This window comes from Prevotella sp. HCN-7019 (assembly GCF_037890215.1).
Lineage (GTDB): Bacteria > Bacteroidota > Bacteroidia > Bacteroidales > Bacteroidaceae > Prevotella.
The window spans coordinates 342,878-361,841 of sequence record NZ_JBBKBO010000001.1; the positions used below are offsets into that span (position 1 = coordinate 342,878).

Annotated in this window: 14 protein-coding genes; 11 read left to right on the forward strand and 3 right to left on the reverse strand. The window is 50.8% G+C overall.

Annotated elements, in window-relative coordinates; all coding sequences use genetic code 11:
- Window positions 1–344 precede the first annotated feature (344 nt).
- The 10 genes from WKT13_RS01275 (at window position 345) to WKT13_RS01320 (ending at window position 13,641) form a co-directional block, all read left to right on the forward strand.
- Window positions 345–2,876 (forward strand): alpha-L-arabinofuranosidase C-terminal domain-containing protein, encoded by a 2,532-nt coding sequence (locus WKT13_RS01275; RefSeq protein ID WP_340322481.1) that lies wholly within the window; start codon window positions 345–347, stop codon window positions 2,874–2,876.
- Window positions 2,877–3,670: 794 nt separating this feature from the next.
- Window positions 3,671–4,102, forward strand: coding sequence for a SufE family protein (locus WKT13_RS01280; RefSeq protein ID WP_340322482.1), 432 nt, complete (start codon window positions 3,671–3,673; stop codon window positions 4,100–4,102).
- A 68-nt stretch (window positions 4,103–4,170) separates the two neighbouring features.
- Window positions 4,171–6,315 (forward strand): hypothetical protein, encoded by a 2,145-nt coding sequence (locus WKT13_RS01285; protein ID WP_340322483.1) that lies wholly within the window; start codon window positions 4,171–4,173, stop codon window positions 6,313–6,315.
- Window positions 6,316–6,422: 107 nt separating this feature from the next.
- Complete coding sequence (locus tag WKT13_RS01290) at window positions 6,423–6,974, forward strand: RNA methyltransferase (RefSeq protein ID WP_302218695.1); 552 nt, start codon at window positions 6,423–6,425, stop codon at window positions 6,972–6,974.
- 387 nt (window positions 6,975–7,361) lie between these two features.
- Window positions 7,362–8,813 carry a carbon starvation CstA family protein gene (locus WKT13_RS01295; RefSeq protein WP_340322484.1) on the forward strand — a complete coding sequence of 484 codons (1,452 nt, stop codon included), beginning with the start codon at window positions 7,362–7,364 and terminating at the stop codon, window positions 8,811–8,813.
- A gap of 437 nt (window positions 8,814–9,250) precedes the next feature.
- Window positions 9,251–10,321 (forward strand): sensor histidine kinase, encoded by a 1,071-nt coding sequence (locus WKT13_RS01300; RefSeq protein ID WP_340322485.1) that lies wholly within the window; start codon window positions 9,251–9,253, stop codon window positions 10,319–10,321.
- Window positions 10,318–11,031 (forward strand): LytR/AlgR family response regulator transcription factor, encoded by a 714-nt coding sequence (locus WKT13_RS01305; protein WP_340322486.1) that lies wholly within the window; start codon window positions 10,318–10,320, stop codon window positions 11,029–11,031. Before WKT13_RS01300 ends, WKT13_RS01305 begins: the two co-directional genes overlap by 4 nt.
- Before the next feature lie 65 nt (window positions 11,032–11,096).
- Window positions 11,097–11,528: a DUF6515 family protein gene (locus WKT13_RS01310; RefSeq protein WP_340322487.1), complete on the forward strand. Its 432-nt coding sequence runs from the start codon at window positions 11,097–11,099 to the stop codon at window positions 11,526–11,528.
- An 11-nt stretch (window positions 11,529–11,539) separates the two neighbouring features.
- The gene (locus WKT13_RS01315) at window positions 11,540–12,712 is read left to right on the forward strand and encodes an Lcl C-terminal domain-containing protein (protein ID WP_340322488.1); all 1,173 of its coding nucleotides are present in this window, start codon (window positions 11,540–11,542) and stop codon (window positions 12,710–12,712) included.
- A gap of 11 nt (window positions 12,713–12,723) precedes the next feature.
- Window positions 12,724–13,641 (forward strand): metallophosphoesterase family protein, encoded by a 918-nt coding sequence (locus WKT13_RS01320; protein ID WP_340322489.1) that lies wholly within the window; start codon window positions 12,724–12,726, stop codon window positions 13,639–13,641.
- A gap of 45 nt (window positions 13,642–13,686) precedes the next feature.
- On the opposite strand, the gene WKT13_RS01325 is transcribed toward WKT13_RS01320, so the two are convergent.
- From WKT13_RS01325 to rd, 3 genes are all read right to left on the reverse strand, one after another.
- Window positions 13,687–14,337 (reverse strand): carbohydrate-binding family 9-like protein, encoded by a 651-nt coding sequence (locus tag WKT13_RS01325; RefSeq protein WP_340322490.1) that lies wholly within the window; start codon window positions 14,335–14,337, stop codon window positions 13,687–13,689.
- A gap of 600 nt (window positions 14,338–14,937) precedes the next feature.
- Window positions 14,938–16,020, reverse strand: a complete 1,083-nt coding sequence (locus tag WKT13_RS01330) for a phosphotransferase enzyme family protein (protein WP_340322491.1) — start codon at window positions 16,018–16,020, stop codon at window positions 14,938–14,940.
- Between the two features lie 350 nt (window positions 16,021–16,370).
- Window positions 16,371–16,535, reverse strand: a complete 165-nt coding sequence (rd, locus tag WKT13_RS01335) for a rubredoxin (RefSeq protein WP_298620024.1) — start codon at window positions 16,533–16,535, stop codon at window positions 16,371–16,373.
- 448 nt (window positions 16,536–16,983) lie between these two features.
- Between rd and WKT13_RS01340 the strand changes: the two genes are divergently transcribed.
- A complete protein-coding gene (locus tag WKT13_RS01340; protein WP_340322492.1) occupies window positions 16,984–18,903 on the forward strand; it encodes a TlpA family protein disulfide reductase in 1,920 nt (639 codons plus the stop codon).
- The last annotated feature ends 61 nt before the right edge of the window (window positions 18,904–18,964 follow it).

The following is an 18,964-nucleotide window of genomic DNA, read 5'->3' on the forward strand; positions in this document are numbered from 1 at the left end:
GTTTACCGGTAATAAATCAGTGTGTCTTCATTGTATCAGACTGCGGCCAACCACCGCAGTGAACACCAGAAGCAAAGTTAAACATTTATTTTATACGACACGCAATTTTGCCCCGCGGATTTGCCCCTACCCACTTTTTTTAATTGCCAGCGGTGCCGGAGAGACTGCAAAACGCACGGTATGCCGCATGACCGACAGGCCTTAGCCAAGGCACAGAGGACAATTAAATAAGCTTAATTGCGCAAAACATTCCTCATAGTTCGATTCTTTTAGATACTTTTGCATACAATACGTGCTGGACGCAGTGCGTTTATATCAACAGATAACTAAAACCGTAATACTATATGAAACGAATTTTTACGCTCTGCCTGTCGGCTTTGCTCATGACAGGACACAGCCGGGCGCAGAACGCCGACATGACACTCAACGTGGACATGGCGTCACGTGGTGCGGAGGTACCGGCGTCGATGTACGGCATATTCTTCGAGGAAATAAACCATGCAGGCGACGGCGGACTGTACGCCGAGATGCTCATGAACCGCAGTTTTGAGGAAAGGGTGATGCCGGAAGGCTACAAGGTGGTGAACGGCGAGCTGGTGCCGCCCGACGTGAAGAACCACCTGACGGGCAAATCCACACTGGGCCGATACAGATGGGGCACCGATCCTTATCCCGGATGGGAACTGAGAAAGATTGGCGAAGCCGAAGCCGAGGCGACACTCGTGACCGAACAGCCCAACTTCGCCACCGCACCCACATCGATGAAGATAGACATCAGCCGCATGGGCAACGGCGTATCACTGATAAACAAAGGCTACTGGGGCATCGCCTTGAAGCAGGGCGAGAGCTATAAGTTGCGTATGTTCGTGCGCTGCACGGCCGGAGGAGGAAACATGAAAGTGAATCTTACCGACGGCGGAAGCCGCACACTGGGCGGCAAGTCGTTTAAACTGAAGGCCGACGGCAAGTGGCACGAATACAAGGCCACGCTGAAAGCCACGACCACCATCTCCACAGCGCAGCTCGCCATCAGCCTGCCCGCCGAAGGAACTTACTTCTTCGACTACGTGTCGCTCTTCCCAAAAGACACCTACAAGGGTCGTCCAAACGGCATGCGCAAGGATGTGGCGGCCATGATAGAGGGTCTTCAGCCGGCATTTATCAGATGGCCGGGCGGATGCATCGTGGAAGGCATAACGCTCAACAACCGCGTGGAGTGGAAGAAAACACTGGGCGACCCGGCGTCGCGACAGGGACAATATGACACGTGGGGATATCACAATACTTACGGTTTCGGCTATAAGGAGTTCCTCGACTTCTGCGAAGACACCGGCGCCAAGGGCATGTACGTGTGCAATGTGGGCATAGGATGCCAGGCACGTACCGGTGAGGCGTGCTCAGACAAGGAAGCTGAAGAATATCTTCAGGACGCACTCGACGCCATAGAGTATGCCATCGGCCCTACCGACAGCCAATGGGGAGCACGCCGGGCAGCCGACGGTCATCCGAAACCTTACCCGCTCGCCTACGTCGAGATAGGCAACGAGAACTCCGGTCCGCTCTACGACCGCCGCTTCAACATGTTCTACGACGCCATCAAGGCGCGCTATCCGCAGCTCACGCTCATCTCCAACCACGGACTGGGAGGCATAGGCGGAGCACGCAAGACCGACATGGTGGACCCTCACTGGTATGTAGCGCCTGAATTCTTCTTCAAGAACGCCGGCATATTCGATAATCACGAGCGTGGCAAGTACAAGGTTTACGTGGGCGAGTATGCCTGCAACCAGGGCGTGGGCGGCGGCAATATGCTGGCTGCACTGAGCGAGGCGGCGTTCATCACAGGCATGGAACGCAACTCCGACCTCGTGACAATGGCGTCGTACGCACCGCTGTTCGAAAACAGGAACGACCGCGCATGGCCCACCAACCTGATATGGATGTCGAACGACGCCGTGGTGGGACGCTCGTCATACTACGTGCAGAAGATGTTTGCGGAGAACCGTCCGTCGTACAATCTCAACACCGACTTCACGGCAACGGCCGAGGAAGTGGAGCCGTTTATCGAACAGGAGGGATACGTGGGATTCGGTACATGGAGCACGCAGACGCGCTTCCGCAACCTCACCATAACCGATCCGCAGGGCAACACAGTGAAGGCCGACATGACCGACCCGTCGCAATGGGCAACCGGACTGGGCAGCTGGCAGCAGAAGGACGGCGAGTACGCACAGACAGGAACCGAAAACCGCACGTCGCTGATATGGAAAAACGGCAAGGCGGGCAAGGGAAGCGTCATAGAGTTTGAGGTGAACAAGACGTCCGGCGCAGAAGGATTCCTCTTCTATTTCGGCCTCACCGACCCGAGCCTGAAGAAAGGATGGATGCTCAACGTGGGCGGATGGGGCAACGTGGAGACTGCCATCGAAAACCTCTTCGACAACAACTCTACGGTGGCATCGGCCAGGATAAAGGATTCGCTCGACAGCGGACAGTGGCACAAGGTGCGCATAGTGATAACCGACCACGGCGCCGACTACTACATGGACGGCCGGCTGACGCTCTCGCACAAGAACGAACCGCTGAAGCGCAAGTTCTGTATAGCCGGATACGACAGCAACAGCAACGAGATAATAGTAAAGGTGGTGAATGCCTCCGACCGCCGGTGCACCACCCGTATAAATCTGCTCAACGGCGACGTGGAGCCTGAAGGACGCGTCATAACCCTCAGCGCGGAGAGCAAACGCGACGAAAACTCGTTTGAGCAGCCGTTCAGAATATCGCCCGTGGAAAGCACGTTCAGCGGATTCGCACGCTCGTTCAGCTACGACTTCAAGCCTAACTCGCTGACCATACTGCGCATAAAGAAGAAATAAGCGCCGCCGTCAGCGCAGACATAAACCGCAGAGCCATGCCGCCGGAAGGAAATAAAAAACCGGCGGCATGGCTTTTTCTGTTACGCACCGCTGCGCCCGTCATATCATAAGAAACGGCGCAGGACACTGCGCCTCGCAGTTTATGCTTCTCCGTTGCAGAAATGAATAAATATACAAAAATACGGACACGGAAATGAATAAATATTCACCCGTAACTCGAAAATACGCGCGTTTTTTCGAGCAACCGCGTCTTCGGTCGTAAATTCTCGAGTTTTGAGAGGGTTGCGTACGGCTCTGACAGTCAGCCACTTGCGTTTTATTGCAGTCCGACTGTCTCATTATCGTGCCACGAAACAGCCTGTTTCAGCCTCTGATATTGCCCATATCATCCCCTGATAAGCTTAATATCACGCTCTGACTAAGCCAATATCAGACCATGATAAAGCCTGTTTCGCGAAGCCGTCTGATTTTTCATGCCGTTCGTGACGGAAAATACTGATGCCCGTGAAAGAGACATCCGGCTGATAAAGCCCGTATCGCCCCGCTCCGTTTTTCTATTTTGAAAAAAATTTTTGTCAAAATTTTTTACTTCGGGAATGTATAAATATGCAGTCCGGCGACATCACTTCATCCGGGCAGACTCCCGTAACATCACCTCATAACCGCCCGCCACGCCACCACAACCGCAGCCATGCGCCGCGGCTGGACAATTATTCGGGACAACAGGCCGGATATTGGAAAAAAATCACTAAGTTTGCATTATATATCCAACAAACATAAACGTACACAAGACAATGACAATAAATGAAGCACAAGACGAGGTGATAGAGGAATTCTCCGGATTCACCGACTGGATGGACAAGTATCAGATGCTCATCGACCTGGGCGGCGACCTTGAGCCGCTAGACGAGCGCTACAAGACAGAACAGAACCTCATAGACGGCTGCCAGAGCCGTGTGTGGCTACAGGCCGACTACGACGGCAGCGTGATAAACTTCACTGCGGAGAGCGACGCGCTCATCGTGAAGGGCATCATAGCACTGCTCATACAGGTGCTCAGCGGACACACGCCGAAGGAGATACTCGACACCGACCTGTATTTCATAGAGCGCATCGGACTGAAAGACCATCTGTCGCCCACACGCTCCAACGGTCTGCTGGCCATGGTGAAGCAGATACGCATGTACGCACTGGCGTTCAGCGAGAAGAACGGCGGCGCGCAATGACCACCTGACTGCCTGAAGAAACCTACGAACTGTTATTCATAAAAAACTACCTAAATAAAAAAACAACGATGAAAAGACTTCTCATACCGCTGGCTCTTGCAGCAATAGCAGTTGCCGCACCGGCACAACAGAAGCGAGAGAAAACGACGTTCCAGACGTCAGGACAATGGAAACCCGTGACGGACATCAGAGCCGACGTGGTTATGGTTTACGGAACAGACGACCGGCCGGGCATGACCTTCAGGCAGAGAGTGCAGTCGTGGCGCGACAGAGGCTACACCACGCATTTCATGACAGGCATTGCCTGGGGCGGCTATCAGGACTACTTCACCGGCAAATGGGACGGCAAATGGCATCTGGACGAGGGACAGAAGACCATGCGTGGCGACACAATATGGCACGGACATCTCATTCCCTACATCGTACCGACAAAGAACTATCTGAAGTATTTCAAGGAACGGCAGATAAAACCCGTTATAGATGCGGGCATAGACGCCATATTCCTCGAGGAACCGGAGTTCTGGGCGCGCAGCGGATACAGCGAGTCGTTCAAGCGCGAATGGAAGGACTACTACGGATTCGACTGGCGTCCTCAGCACGAGTCGGCCGAGAACACATATCTGTCGAACAAACTTAAATATCATCTCTACTACCGTGCGCTCGACGAGGCGTTCACCTACGCCAAGCAGTACGGCCGCGAGAAGGGCATGGACGTGCGCTGCTATGTGCCCACACACTCGCTGCTCAACTACTCGCAGTGGCAGATAGTATCGCCGGAAGCGTCGCTCGCCTCGATGGAAAGTTGCGACGGCTACATCGCACAGGTGTGGACCGGCACGTCGCGCGAGCCCAACTATTTCAACGGTAAGGCACGCGAACGTGTTTTCGAGACGGCTTTCCTGGAGTACGGATGCATGGAGTCGATGACACGACCCACGGGCCGCAAGATGTTCTTCCTCACCGATCCGATAGAGGACCGCGCCAAGGACTGGCAGGACTATAAGCGCAACTATCAGGCAACATTCACCGCGCAGCTGCTCTATCCGCAGATTGCCGACTACGAAGTGATGCCCTGGCCCGACCGCATATACGAAGGACTCTACCGCGTAAGCGCCAACAGCAAGGAGAAGGCACGCATCCCGCGCTTCTACTCAACGCAGATGCAGGTGATGATAAACACGCTGAACAACATGCCGTTGTCAGACAACCGCGTGAGCGGATCGCAGGGTGTGAGCGTGCTCATGGCCAATTCGCTCATGTTCCAGCGCTCTCCGCAACCCGTGGAGGGTTATGACGACCCGCAGCTGAGCAACTTCTACGGCGAGGCTCTGCCGCTTCTCAAGCGCGGAATACCGGTTTCTGTGGTTCACATAGAGAACACTGGATATGCCGATACGTGGAAGAACACCAAGGTGCTGCTCATGTCTTACTCGAACATGAAGCCGCTCGACGCCGAATATCATAAGCACATCGCACAGTGGGTGGCTGACGGCGGACAGCTCATATACAGCGGACGCGACGACGATCCGTACCAGAGCGTGCTGGAATGGTGGAACCAGAACGGCAACGAATACAAGGCTCCGTCCGAACATCTGTTCGAGTTGATGGGCATGCCGCGCAATGCTGCCGAGGGAACTTACGAATATGGCAAGGGCAAAGTGTATGTCTTGCGCCACGACCCGAAGGAGTATGTACTCGAGAAAGGCGGCGACACCAAGCTCATGGAGACCGTGCGCCAGGCCTACGGCAAGCTCGACATAAAGAATTCGTTCTATCTCGAACGCGGATGCTACACTCTTGCGGCAGTCGTTGACGAGAGCGAGGCGGGCGACTCTCCGCTTACTCTCAAAGGCAAATTCATCGATCTGTTCGACCCTGAACTGCCCGTGCTGCGTGAGAAGACCGTAAAACCGGGCGAGCAGGCGTTCCTCTTCGACATCTCAAGAGTGAAAGACAAGAAACAGCCACAGGTGCTTGCCGCAGCGTCGCGCCAGTATGACGAGCAGCGTACAGCCAACAGCTACTCGTTCGTGGCAAAGAGTCCGGCACAGACATCCAACGTAATGCGCATACTCCTGCCCAAGAAGGCGAAGAGTGTGAAAGTGGAAGGCACAAAAGATTGCACATGGGATTGGAACTCCAATGACCTGAACACACTGCTGCTGAAGTTTGAGAACAACCCCGACGGCGTGAAGGTGGACATCACATGGTGACACATCTGACAGTGTAAAGCAAAATACAAAACCATAATAAACATACATAACGCTACGAAGCCGGCACCCTACGCGCCGGCTTCGCTGCCTGAAAACAACAACGGAAAATGAGAAAACTCAGAACAATAGAGATGCAACGGCTCACGATAGATGAGTTCAAACATTCGGAGAAACTGCCGCTCACGGTGGTGCTCGACGACGTGCGCTCGCTCCACAACGTGGGAGCCGTGTTCCGTACGTGCGACGCCTTCCGTGTGGAACGCGTATGTCTGTGCGGCATAACGGCCACACCACCCAACGCGGAGATACACAAAACGGCGCTCGGAGGCGAGGACTCTGTGGACTGGACCTACTATTCCACAGCCGTGGAAGCCGTGAAACGCCTACACGACGAGGGCTATGTCATCGCGTCGGTGGAACAAGCCGAGGGCTCGACAATGCTCGACCGGCTTACTCTCGACACGTCGCGCCGCTACGCAGTGGTGCTGGGCAACGAAGTGAAAGGCGTAAACCAGGAAGTCGTGGACCTCTCCGACATGTGTATAGAGATACCGCAGTTCGGCACGAAACACTCGCTCAATGTGAGCGTGGCGGGCGGAATCATAGTGTGGGAATTTGCCAAAAGACTCATGTCAACGTCGATAGCGCGCGACGAATGATGCTCCGCACTAAAACAGACAACACCATACAGCTCCTCATAAGCAATGTCCTTATGAGGAGTTTTCATATCTGCCATAAATGATTTCACGCAAGACAACGGCATGAAAAGCATAAAATCACGGCGACAAAACATATTCATCAACAACCCGGAACGAACATAGAGACACCGGATTATGCGTCAGCCGCCGGAAAATTGATGCCTCACACGCCGCCCTTACGCTCCATTCCACCATCTGACACGCCACGTTCCCGCCTCCGGAACTGACAAAACAAAAGAAAAACGCGCAAATATTCTACATTTAAAAATTAAATATATACTTTTGTATGACAGATGTTCAAATCTGCCGCGGAGTGCTCCGCACACTTAACTAAAAACAAACTGACCTATGATAACTTTTCTTATCAGTGTTATAGCCCTGATTGTGGGCTATATGATTTACGGACGCGTGGTAGAGCGCGTGTTCGGTCCCGACAATCGTCCTACGCCTGCCGTGAGCAAGGCCGACGGTGTTGACTACATCGTTCTGCCGGGATGGAAAACATTTATGATACAATTTCTCAACATCGCGGGCACCGGTCCGATATTCGGAGCCATCATGGGCGCGAAGTTCGGACCGTCTGCCTATCTGTGGATTGTCTTCGGTTGCATCTTCGCCGGAGCCGTACACGACTATTTCAGCGGCATGCTATCCATGCGTCACGGCGGTGCCGGCCTGCCCGAGCTTGTGGGTGTCTATCTCGGCAAAAACACCAAGAAGGTGATGCTTGTGTTCTCGGTGTTCATGCTGATGATGGTTGGCACGGTGTTCGTTTACAGTCCGGCGCTCATCCTCGGCGACATCTGTGGCGACTCGCTCACGTGGGTTTACGCCTGGTGCATCATCATCTTCGCCTACTATTTCCTCGCAACGCTGCTGCCTATCGACAAGATCATCGGCAAGATATATCCCCTCTTCGCCGTCGCCATGCTCTTCATGGCTGTGGCACTCATGGTGGTACTGATAATTAAATGGCCGTCGCTGCCCGAGCTTACCGACGGTCTCTCGAACATGAGTCCGGCATCCGGCCCAATATTCCCGTGCCTGTTCATAACCATTGCGTGCGGAGCGGTGAGCGGATTCCACGCCACGCAGAGCCCGCTCATGGCGCGTTGTGCCGGCAGCGAGAAGCAGGGACGCCCGCTGTTCTACGGAGCCATGATAACCGAAGGCATCGTAGCGCTGATATGGGCAACGGTCTCGATGTATTTCTTCTACGGCGGCGCGGCACAGGAACTGGGCAAGGCGCTCACGCTCCAGGCTCCCGAGGTGGTCACTTCGGTATCGTCGGGCTGGCTCGGACTGTTCGGCGGCGCACTGGCAATACTCGGTGTGGTGGCTGCCCCGATAACAAGCGGCGACACGGCACTGCGCAGCGCGCGCCTCATCATAGCCGAGGCGCTGGGCATTGAGCAGCACAGTGTGCGCCGGCGCATATACATCTGCATCCCGCTCTTTGCCGCCACGCTCGGTCTGCTGTGGTTCAACATAGCCGACGCCGACGGTTTCAACGTGGTGTGGGGATGGTTCGGATGGGCCAACCAGACGCTCGCCGTGTTCACGCTATGGACCATCACCGTATATCTCGCCATAAAATCGAAGCCTTACATCGTGACGCTCATTCCGGCAATGTTCATGACTGCCGTGTGCACGGCGTTCCCTGCGGTGTCCAAGAACGCACTTGGCATGAGCCCGACGGGCGGATACGCCATAGCTGCCACGGCCTTCGTGCTCTCAGGAGTGCTGTTCACCATATGGATGTCGCGCCGGAAAAAGCGGCAGGAAAATACGTCAAGATAAAAGAAAAAACATGCCGGCTACACCTTAAAAATAATACGTCGGTACGCAATCTCAACATCATAACAAAGCAGGCAAACACCGCGGCCATAATCAAACCGCAGGTATGCCTGCTTGTTTTTTGTTTACATATACCATATTGTCATGATTATGAACATCACTCACATGCCATGCAACAACATATTTAAGAAACGTCGTTCATTGAGCATAATGCGTTTTCTGTCATCATTCCACCACGTTATGTAGATTGTTCTTTGATTTCATCTGCCAAATCAATAATTTTGCAGACTGTAGAACAGGGATGTCATACGGCAGGTCGACGACATACTGCGGTAAAATATAAATAAGTCAACAACACACAATGCAGAACATGCATGCATAATATTGCAGGAAAAGACAACATCCCGCCTACATATCACACACTGAAAACATATCAAAGGATGAACAGAAACTTGAATATTGCAAAAGGAAATATCAACGAGAACGCTATTTACATACTTCTATGGGCAGCCCTTATGCTGTTTCCGGTATTGATATTGGGTGGAAGCGAAAACTTCAGATGGGAACGGATAATACTTGAATGGATCAGACTTATACCGTTCATGCTGGCATTCACGGTGCACAACAACATCCTGCTGCCTGTCTTTCTCATGAAGAAGCGATTTGTACTTTATGCATGCACACTGACAGTATGCCTCGTTCTGACAATAATGCTGTTTCCTTTATGCCGCGAGCTACAATTCGCTATACTTCCCGAAGAGCCTCCATTCATGCCACGGCGCATGGTGCCACGCAGGTCACAATGGCTGTTCGGTGTCAGAAATCTGTCGGACAAGATAATCTTTTTCATGCTGATAATCTCGTTCAACATATTGCTGAAACGCTTCTTCATACAACAGAACAGACTCAGACTAGAGGAAAAAAGAAACCGGGAGATGCTGCAAACAGAACTCAACTTTCTGAAAAACCAGATAAGTCCGCACTTTTTTATGAATACACTGAACAACATACATGCACTTATAGACTACTCTCCTGAAGTGGCAAAGAGAACCATAATATCCCTGTCACGACTGATGAGACACGTTCTTTACGACTCTCAATCGAAAAGAGTACCTGTGAAGAAGGAACTTGATTTCATCAAAAGCTATGTGGAACTGATGCGACTGAAAACATCGGAGAAGGTATCCATCTCATATTCCGTACCCGACGACATCCCGGACAAGACAATGCCGCCACTCATATTCACCTCGCTTATAGAGAACGCATTCAAACACGGAGTGTCACTAATGAACAAAAGCTACATACACATTGTCATTTCTTTCCCTGACAACCGGCACATCAGATGCAGCATCTCAAACAGCAACCATTCCTCAAACAGTAATGATGGACACAAAGGCATAGGACTGGAAAACACCATCAGACGCCTTGAGCTGGAGTTTCCGGAACAATATGAGCTGGAAATAAACGACACGGAAAAGGACTTCACCGTTACACTAAACATACCATTATGATAAAATGTATAGCCATAGACGACGAACCGTTGGCTCTACGCCAACTGTCTGAATACATAAAAACAGTGCCATACCTTTCTCTTGAAAGCTCATTTGAAAGTGCATTAGAGGCTTGCGCTTTTATGCAGGAGCATGCAATAGATCTTGTATTCGCCGATATAAGCATGCCGGACATCAATGGCATAGAGTTGGCAAACTCACTGCCGGCAGGCACGAAGATAATTTTCATAACAGCCCACAGCGAATATGCATACGATGGATTCCGCATAGATGCTGCCGACTACCTGCTGAAACCTATAAGTCTCGCCGATTTCCTACAGTCGGTAAGCAAGGTAAACGAGCGTTACTTCAAGCGAAACGATACTCTGCCAGAAATAAAACAAGACAAGAACCACCTCTTCATAAAGTCCGAATACCGCATCATACGCATCTGTTTCAGCGACATCAGATATATAGAAAGCAAACGGGAATATGTCAGAATCGTGCTTGACGGACAGGAACCGATAAGCTCGCTAATGAGCATAACAAAACTCGAGGAAAGCCTGCCGGCTTCCATGTTCATGCGGGTGCACCGTTCATTTATTGTCAATCTTGAAAAGATAACTGTAGTGGAACGCAACCGCATCATCTTCGGAAACGACACTTACATCCCGATAGGCGACAGCTACAGCGCCAGATTTCAAGAATACGTGAAGAGAAATTTCATCTGAGTGCACGCATGCTCTCGCTTCCAGGCCTCACTTATTGCGTATTTTATAAACCAAAATTCAAATATATGAAGATTTTAGCACTATTATTATGTGCAGCATTCGTCACAACAGGATGCGGCACATCGGTAAAGGCTGTTCCTGCACGAAGCAGGTATGTCGTGAAAACAGAGCATCACAGACACTGGCACAGACGGCCAGGCAAAACGGTAGTCATCATCGGAAGCAGAGTTAAGAAACGTCCGGCAGGAAGTGTGACCATATATTACAGGAATGCATCCTATCTTTATTCGGACGGAGTGTACTATAAACCATACGGAAACCTGTATGAGATAATAAGACCGGAAACGGGAATGATTGTACCTAAACTGCCGTCACACAGTGTGACAATAATAACAGTGAGGGGCGAGACACTCTATTCATACGACAACGTACTTTACAAAAAGGTGGCTACACCCGACGGTACAGGATATGAGGTGCAGGGTTTCATCAATAAATAACAGTTACATACATGAAAAGAATATTTCTTATTTCGCAGGTGCTCATGCTCATACAGACAGGCATGGCACAGTCATCATATACAATAACAGACACCGGACAGACCCAATGCTACAGCAACAACATCGCCATAGACATGCCGCAACAAGGGCAGGACTTCTACGGACAGGACGCATGTTTCCAGGAACATAGTCCACACTACAAGGACAATGGCGACGGAACGGTGTCCGATCTTGTCACCGGACTGATGTGGGAAAAAGACATGGGCGAGAAAATCACATTCGAGCAAGCAAAGAAAAAAGCCGCCGAACTGAGAACCGGAGGATACGACGACTGGCGCATACCTACCGTGAAAGAACTTTACTCACTGATGGAATTCACCGGACAGTCGATGGGAGAACACTCTGTCACACCATACATCGACACAGAATACTTCAACCAACCTACCGGCGACCGCAGCAAAGGAGAACGCGAGATAGACGCACAGACATGGACATGCACCGTGTGCAAGGGCGGAACAATGGACGGACTGGCCACTCTCTTCGGTGTGAATTTCATAGACGGAAGAATAAAAGGTTATCCACTGATGAAAAGAGGGAAGGAAAACAGAATGTATTTCAGGATGGTAAGAGGAAATAGCGGATACGGTAAAAACCGCCTGGTGGACAATGGCGACGGAACAGTGAGCGACCTTGCATCAGGACTGATGTGGCAAAAGGCCGACAACGGTAAACTTTACGACTGGCATGACGCCCTGACTTATGCAGACACCCTTACACTTGCCGGCTATTCAGACTGGCGTCTGCCCGATGCCAAACAGCTGCAGTCGATTGTAGACTACAGTCACTCTCCGTCTTACGATGGCTCTCCCGCCATATCTCCGTTGTTCGAATGTACACAACACCTGCTTTATGAAGGCATAACCGATTGTGCATATTACTGGACATCGACAACCCATCTTGACGGTCCTAACCCCTACGAACGCGCAGTCTATGTATGTTTCGGACATGCATGGGGACGCAATCCGCGCACGGGCGACATCTGCGATGTGCACGGAGCCGGCTCCCAACGAAGCGATCCAAAGTCGGGTCCACAATCCTCATACCCGCGTTTTTTTGGTCCGCAACAGGACATGCAGTGCGTTTACAACGCCGTAAGATGCGTAAGAAAAATCAACACAAAATAAACATACAATACATGAACAGACTCAAACTCACAGCCATTGTCTGCTGCTTTGCAGCAGTCATGGCATACGGAAAAAGCAGTACGTGGAGATTTGCCGTCATTGGAGACACACACGTGCCGGCAGCAAGCACAATAAAGAAGATAATACCCGAACTCATCCATGACAAGGTGGAGGTGGTGGTGTTTGCCGGTGACCTTATACAGGGAGGCAAAGGTCAGGATGCCGCCGGCATGTACGAAGAACTGACCGAATGGAAAAAACTGACACAACCACTGACTGAAGCCGGCATAACCATTCTTGCCGTGCGGGGAAACCATGAGGCCGACGTCAAAGGCGACAACCAGAAACCTTGGAAAGAGCTGATATCGCCCACAATGAACATTGTCTTACAGCACAAGAACATCACTTTTATAGGCATTGACAATTATATAAACGGCGAAAGGACTGTAGATACCGACTGGCTTGAAAAAGAACTCGGCAAGATTGACAAGGACAACATCATTGTGCCGTTTGGACACGAACCGGCATTCAGCTGCAACAGTTTCCACCCGCAGTGTCTTGACGCCAACCCGGCGGCAAGAAACAGATTCTGGGATATTCTTGAGAAATATGGCGTAGGCTCCTATTTCTGCGGACATACTCATCAATACAATCTATGCAGAATAAACCACAACGGGCACACCATAAACCAGATAATCTGCGGAGGAGGCGGAGGAAAGCTTCAGCCTGCAAAAGGTGGAATAAGACAGGCAGACGGCTACGACGTAGAGTCTGTCGAGATAAGAACAGAGACTGGGTATCTGCTGGTGGATGTGAAAGACCATAGCATATCAACCTGCTGGAAGAGGGTTTACGACAAGGATGTACCAACAGCTACCGGACAAACAAAGAAGAAACGTCCCAGACGCCCGATGAACCGACGAAGATGAATATACAATGTACTCTGCCGTATGGCTTCGGCATGCTCCCCAACATTACAGAAAACGCAGCGTACCGAAGAACGCGGGACAGTGGAAATCGGGGCGCGGCAGACTGATGGCATTCCACGACAGGAAGTGAGGACGGGGCAGAAGGTCGCCGCACTTGTAGAAGTTGGCACGCATGGTGCGACCGTCGAGCGGTGCGGCGGCGTGCATGAAGAACGCCGACACGGGCACTCTCAGCGCCACCTGCCACGTCTGTTGTCCGGCGCGGGTGTCGAAAGGAGCGCGTCCGAGCGACGCCCAGCGGTCCACACCGTCGAGCGTATGCTGCGGCGCATGGCTTCGTCCGTTCCGTCCCTCGCCACCTCCTATGAGCAGTTGTCCGGCACAGTTGCACTCCACATTGTAATAAATGCCGTCGTCAGCGGGCGACACAAAAAACTCCACGCAAGAGTCTTCCCACACGCGGCCGTTGTCTTCAGGCGCCACAGCGCGCACAGCCTCCTCGCTGACCACGTAATGCAGCAGTATGGCGTCGCCCGTATGGGCTATGCGGAACGCCGCCTCAGGGCGGTAGGGCCAGTCGGGCCAGTTGAGCGAATCAATCTTCTGAAACTCCACTCCGGCCTCATCCATCAGCGCGGGAATGTCGGCAGCCGCCACAACTGCGGCGTCGAGCCGTGTCACAGACAATTCTTTCATATCTTTGTTCATTTAAAACCGTTTGATGTGTATTCCTTTTTCATCCGCGACAAACGCCGCTACAGCCCTGCGACGCCTGTCAGCCACCGGCAGAAAGGACCACCCGTGGCGCGCACGTTTCTGCAAATTTCTGTTAACATCCGTTTACATTTCGCGCATCGGATTTAACATTCCATTTTTCTCATTCTGTAAAAATCTACTGCCTCTTCCGCCTCTCAAACAGCCCGTTCTGTACAAACTGCCGGGCCGGCAACCGGCGGACGATTTGCAAGAATGCCTTTTTCGCACCCTGAAACAGACAATATCAGGGGCTGATATGCACTATATCAGCACCCGATATGGACTTAATCAGAGTGCGAAACAGCCCGTTTCGCACGACGGAGGAGAAGACATTGGAATGAATTATTCCACAAATGGCTGTTTATCAACGTATTACCCGAACCGCGAAAAATCGCGATTTTCCGCACAGAATTGTTCTCCGTGGATTTCAGAGCGGTTTTCGGGCGTTTACGACGACGAAAATTTAACTTCTCCGACAGCGATTTATGTATTTTTATACAACGGCTGCGCGGCCTTATGCCGCCGTCATATCATCATACGTCACAGGCACGACTCCACGAAGGCACGCATCTCTCCGGCGTGCTCCTCTGCGCTCTGCAACAGCCTCAGCTGGGCCCGTGTGCGCACAAGGTTGTGCAGTTCGTACTGTGTTTTGTAGTAAGTGTCGCCGTTGATGTAGTCGGTCAGGAACCTCACGCACTGCATATAGGGGAACAGCGCGGCGGCGTATGGCAGATGGTCGGTCTCGACAGGCAGCAGGAAACTGCACGCCGACTCGATGTATCCGCGCGTGAATGCACGGAATATGTCCATGTTGAAGCTGACGTTCTCAAGGTTGGGATCGTCCTCAAGGCCAGTGTTAGCAGCCGAACGGAGGAAGTCGCCGTAGTCGGAGAAGATGTAGTTGGGCATCACTGTGTCGAGGTCTATCACGCAGAGCACGCTGCCGTCCTCGTCGAACATGATGTTGTTCACCTTCGTGTCGCAGTGGCACACACGCTTGGGCAGCACGCCTTCGCGGTGAAGACGTTCGGCCACGCACATGTCTTTGGCTCTTCGCTCCACCTCGCCGAGTATGTCGCGCACACCCTTCACGCGTCCTGCGGCATCGGCCTCGACGGCATCGCTCAGCTGACGCAGGCGGAACTCCATGTTGTGGAAGTCGGGAATAATCTCGCCCGGCATCTCCGGTATGTCGGCAAGCATGGCTTCGAAGCGTCCGAAAGCCAGACCGGCACGCTGCGAGTAGTCGGCGTTCACGATGTCGAACGTCTTGGCGCGCGGTATGAACTCCGTCATACGCCAGTAGTTGTCGCCCTCGCGGCGGTAGGTCTTTCCGCCGTCCGCAGCCACCACGGTGAGCGTCTTGCGGCCGATGTCGCCCTCGCCCGCCTCGCGCAGTTTGCGGCGTATATGGTCGGTCACGGCCACGATGTTGCGCTGCAACATGTCAACATCGGTGAATATGGCCGTATTGATGCGCTGCAGAACATAGTCGGGCGCATCCTCCTCGGCGGTCTTCACCCTGTAGGTGTCGTTTATCAGTCCCGCCCCGAGCGGCTCCACACTCACGGGTGTGCCCTTGGTAAGGAAATGTGAGACAATCGATAAAAGGTCATTCATAATCAGACTGGTTAATGGTTATTTGGTTTTGGGTTTCGTCCTGGCGTGTTGTTCATGAATGCACGCCTCATTCTTATGTCAGGGCCATGGCCTCCGCCGTCCGCGCGGTGCTCCGTTCCGCCAGGTTTTCAGGTCGTCATCGCGACGGCTGAATCCGTCAGTTTCACGTAGCAGGGCGCATAAAACGCCATGAGGCACATCATCACGACCGCCCCGAAGGCCGGCCGCCGTCCGATGCCCGCCCTGGGGAGCACGGACCGAAATAAAAAACACGCGATGCCGTCTCCTTGCGGAGAGCCACGCGTGTTATACTGAACTAAAAATCTTTTTCCTCGTTTATATGGATAGTATTAATCCTCTGCCGGAGAGAAATCGTCTGTTCCTACTCCACAAAGCGGGCATACCCAATCTTCGGGCAGATCCTCAAATGCTGTTCCGGGAGCTATGCCGTTCTCTGGATCTCCCACCTCTGGGTCATATACATATCCACATGTATCACATACATACTTCTTCATAATTCTCTTTTCTGTTAATTTGTTATCGCGACAACGACCGCCAACCGTTGGCGTCGCCCGCATTCACAAAGATAGTTATTTATCGCTCATCACAATCTATACCGTCTTGTTTTTTGTATATTTTAACCAAACAAAGACTTCTATATCTATTTTGTACAGCCTTAAAGAGACTGCACAACAAAGTGTATCGTTGTCAGTTAATTTTGTATAATCATACATTCGTCTATTTTAAGAAAACAAAAAAACTTACATATTCACACAACTTTACATAATATTGGTTTGGAAACAACTCGCAAAAAAAATATATTTGCATTACTCTAAACTTGATAACCGCGACAAAAAACACGTATTTGACCGTACGACAACCTGACTGACAGCATATAGTCATACCACAGGGAAACAACAAAACAAAAATAGACCATACATCATAAACCTAAACGAAAGAGAGATGAAAACAAGATTTGTCATTCTGTTTTTAACAATAATGGCTACAATAAGCGGCAAAGCCTACGACTTCAAAGTGAAAGGTATGTACTTCAACATCGTGTCCAAAAAGGACGCGACTGTAAGATTCGCTGCCGGAGACAAACCTTACGGCAGGATTGTGACAATTCCGTCACACGTGTTATACAACAACACAGAGTGGAAAGTCACGGGAATAGAGCCCGACGCATTCAAGAACAGCCCGGACATAATGGAACTAACCATACCGTTCAAAGACATTAATGTACTATCCAACGAGATGTTTCATCCCAAAGTTCTCCAGCGTCTGCTGATATATGTTCCTTCAGGGACAAATATAGACATTGAAAATCTTAAGCTCAGCAGACTATGTAATGCCATGCATTATGACTTTGAAAAAGCCGACACGTGCGTGTATGAAGGTAATAAAGTGATAAGACCGACATACGACATACCGCACAACGCCATAAAGAAAGGTACCGCACACATACACGGAACGCTTAAAAATATTGCCACAACGGGCAAGCTGACATTAAGAACATGGCAGGCAGACATTCTGTCGTCAAGAAACCGTATTGACACTTTTGAGATAGATGCCACGCAAAAAACATTCGATATCAGTGTGCCTATGAAAATGAAATACCAACCGGTAGGACTTACAATAATGGACGGAGATAAATTTCTCGGATTACAGATTGTCCCATTATCACAGGAAAAGACGTCGTACGTGGAATTCGACGGTGCAAGCGGACGGTTCACAGCAAACGGCGGCGGTTTCGGATTAAACGACTATGAATCAGACCTGATTGAAAAAATGGCATCCAAACCCGATGACTACAGAGCTGTGTATTTCCTCTCTCCAAAGGATTTTATAGACGAGCGCATGGCTTATACGGCAACGTTGTATGACAGATTCTCAATGGACAGAAATCTGTCACCGGGCATTGAGAAAATCATAAAGTATTATATCAACGTATATTGTATTCCGAGATTTTTCCTCGATTATAATAAACAGATAACAGGACAACAGAAAGTTTTCTGTTCTCCGGACAATCCGTATCACGCGTTTCTCCCTAAACCTATCGTTCCGGAAGAGCCGGGAATAGAATATTATTCGTTTCTTGACAGCCTCGGATTCGGAAGTTCAGACTTTCTTTATGCGTCAATAGCTTTCTCTGAGGATTATTCTCCGATACACACATTCATGAAATCGCTGCTCGACATAAAGGAATTCGGACTGAAGCCCATTGACAGCACGACTCCGGAGGAATGGATGGAGCATGCGCAGAAAAGTCTCGGACGTGTAATCAGATTCAAAGACAACACCTTTCTCGACCTGCTTCTCGCAACAGCATATGTCAGACAAATAAACGACAGCACACAGGCACTGACCGACGAACAGACGGAGGCTGTAAAACGTTTCTATGCAAAAAGGAATCCAGACATTGCTGAAATGATAATGGAATACGACAATAAACTGTCTGAATGGGCAAAAAGCGATAATGCCATTCAGAAATATGAAATAGTGGACGTGGACTCTGTGCGGCCGGAAGATCTGGAAAAATTTGTCATGAGCCGACACAAAGGACGCAAGGTGGTGGTGGATTTCTGGAACACATGGTGCGGTCCTTGCTTAAACTCACACAAGATAATAAAAAAGCATAAGAAACGTTTGGAGAAACAAGGTTACGACTTCGTTTATATAGTTGACAGCAGCAACAGAGCCCAATGGGAAGAAATGATAAAGCATATCAGTGGTGAGCATTATTTCATCAACGGCAAAAACCTCAAGGGAATATGGGACATCGAGGGCTATCCTACACTATTCATATATGATGAAAACGGGAACAGGATAGTATCCGGCAACGCTAACGTATATAGAACTCTCGGCATTTACAAAGAATGAACGGGCAATACAAGAAAGTAAACAGTACTACGGAAATAACAATATTGACGTGGCAGATCAT

Bases quoted from the DNA above. Each gene is read 5' to 3' on its own strand.
- WKT13_RS01275 (WP_340322481.1), top strand. From the start codon at position 345: ATGAAACGAATTTTTACGCTCTGCCTGTCGGCTTTGCTCATGACAGGA.
- WKT13_RS01280 (WP_340322482.1), top strand. From the start codon at position 3,671: ATGACAATAAATGAAGCACAAGACGAGGTGATAGAGGAATTCTCCGGA.
- WKT13_RS01285 (WP_340322483.1), top strand. From the start codon at position 4,171: ATGAAAAGACTTCTCATACCGCTGGCTCTTGCAGCAATAGCAGTTGCC.
- WKT13_RS01290 (WP_302218695.1), top strand. From the start codon at position 6,423: ATGAGAAAACTCAGAACAATAGAGATGCAACGGCTCACGATAGATGAG.
- WKT13_RS01295 (WP_340322484.1), top strand. From the start codon at position 7,362: ATGATAACTTTTCTTATCAGTGTTATAGCCCTGATTGTGGGCTATATG.
- WKT13_RS01300 (WP_340322485.1), top strand. From the start codon at position 9,251: ATGAACAGAAACTTGAATATTGCAAAAGGAAATATCAACGAGAACGCT.
- WKT13_RS01305 (WP_340322486.1), top strand. From the start codon at position 10,318: ATGATAAAATGTATAGCCATAGACGACGAACCGTTGGCTCTACGCCAA.
- WKT13_RS01310 (WP_340322487.1), top strand. From the start codon at position 11,097: ATGAAGATTTTAGCACTATTATTATGTGCAGCATTCGTCACAACAGGA.
- WKT13_RS01315 (WP_340322488.1), top strand. From the start codon at position 11,540: ATGAAAAGAATATTTCTTATTTCGCAGGTGCTCATGCTCATACAGACA.
- WKT13_RS01320 (WP_340322489.1), top strand. From the start codon at position 12,724: ATGAACAGACTCAAACTCACAGCCATTGTCTGCTGCTTTGCAGCAGTC.
- WKT13_RS01325 (WP_340322490.1), bottom strand. From the start codon at position 14,337: ATGAAAGAATTGTCTGTGACACGGCTCGACGCCGCAGTTGTGGCGGCT.
- WKT13_RS01330 (WP_340322491.1), bottom strand. From the start codon at position 16,020: ATGAATGACCTTTTATCGATTGTCTCACATTTCCTTACCAAGGGCACA.
- rd (WP_298620024.1), bottom strand. From the start codon at position 16,535: ATGAAGAAGTATGTATGTGATACATGTGGATATGTATATGACCCAGAG.
- WKT13_RS01340 (WP_340322492.1), top strand. From the start codon at position 16,984: ATGAAAACAAGATTTGTCATTCTGTTTTTAACAATAATGGCTACAATA.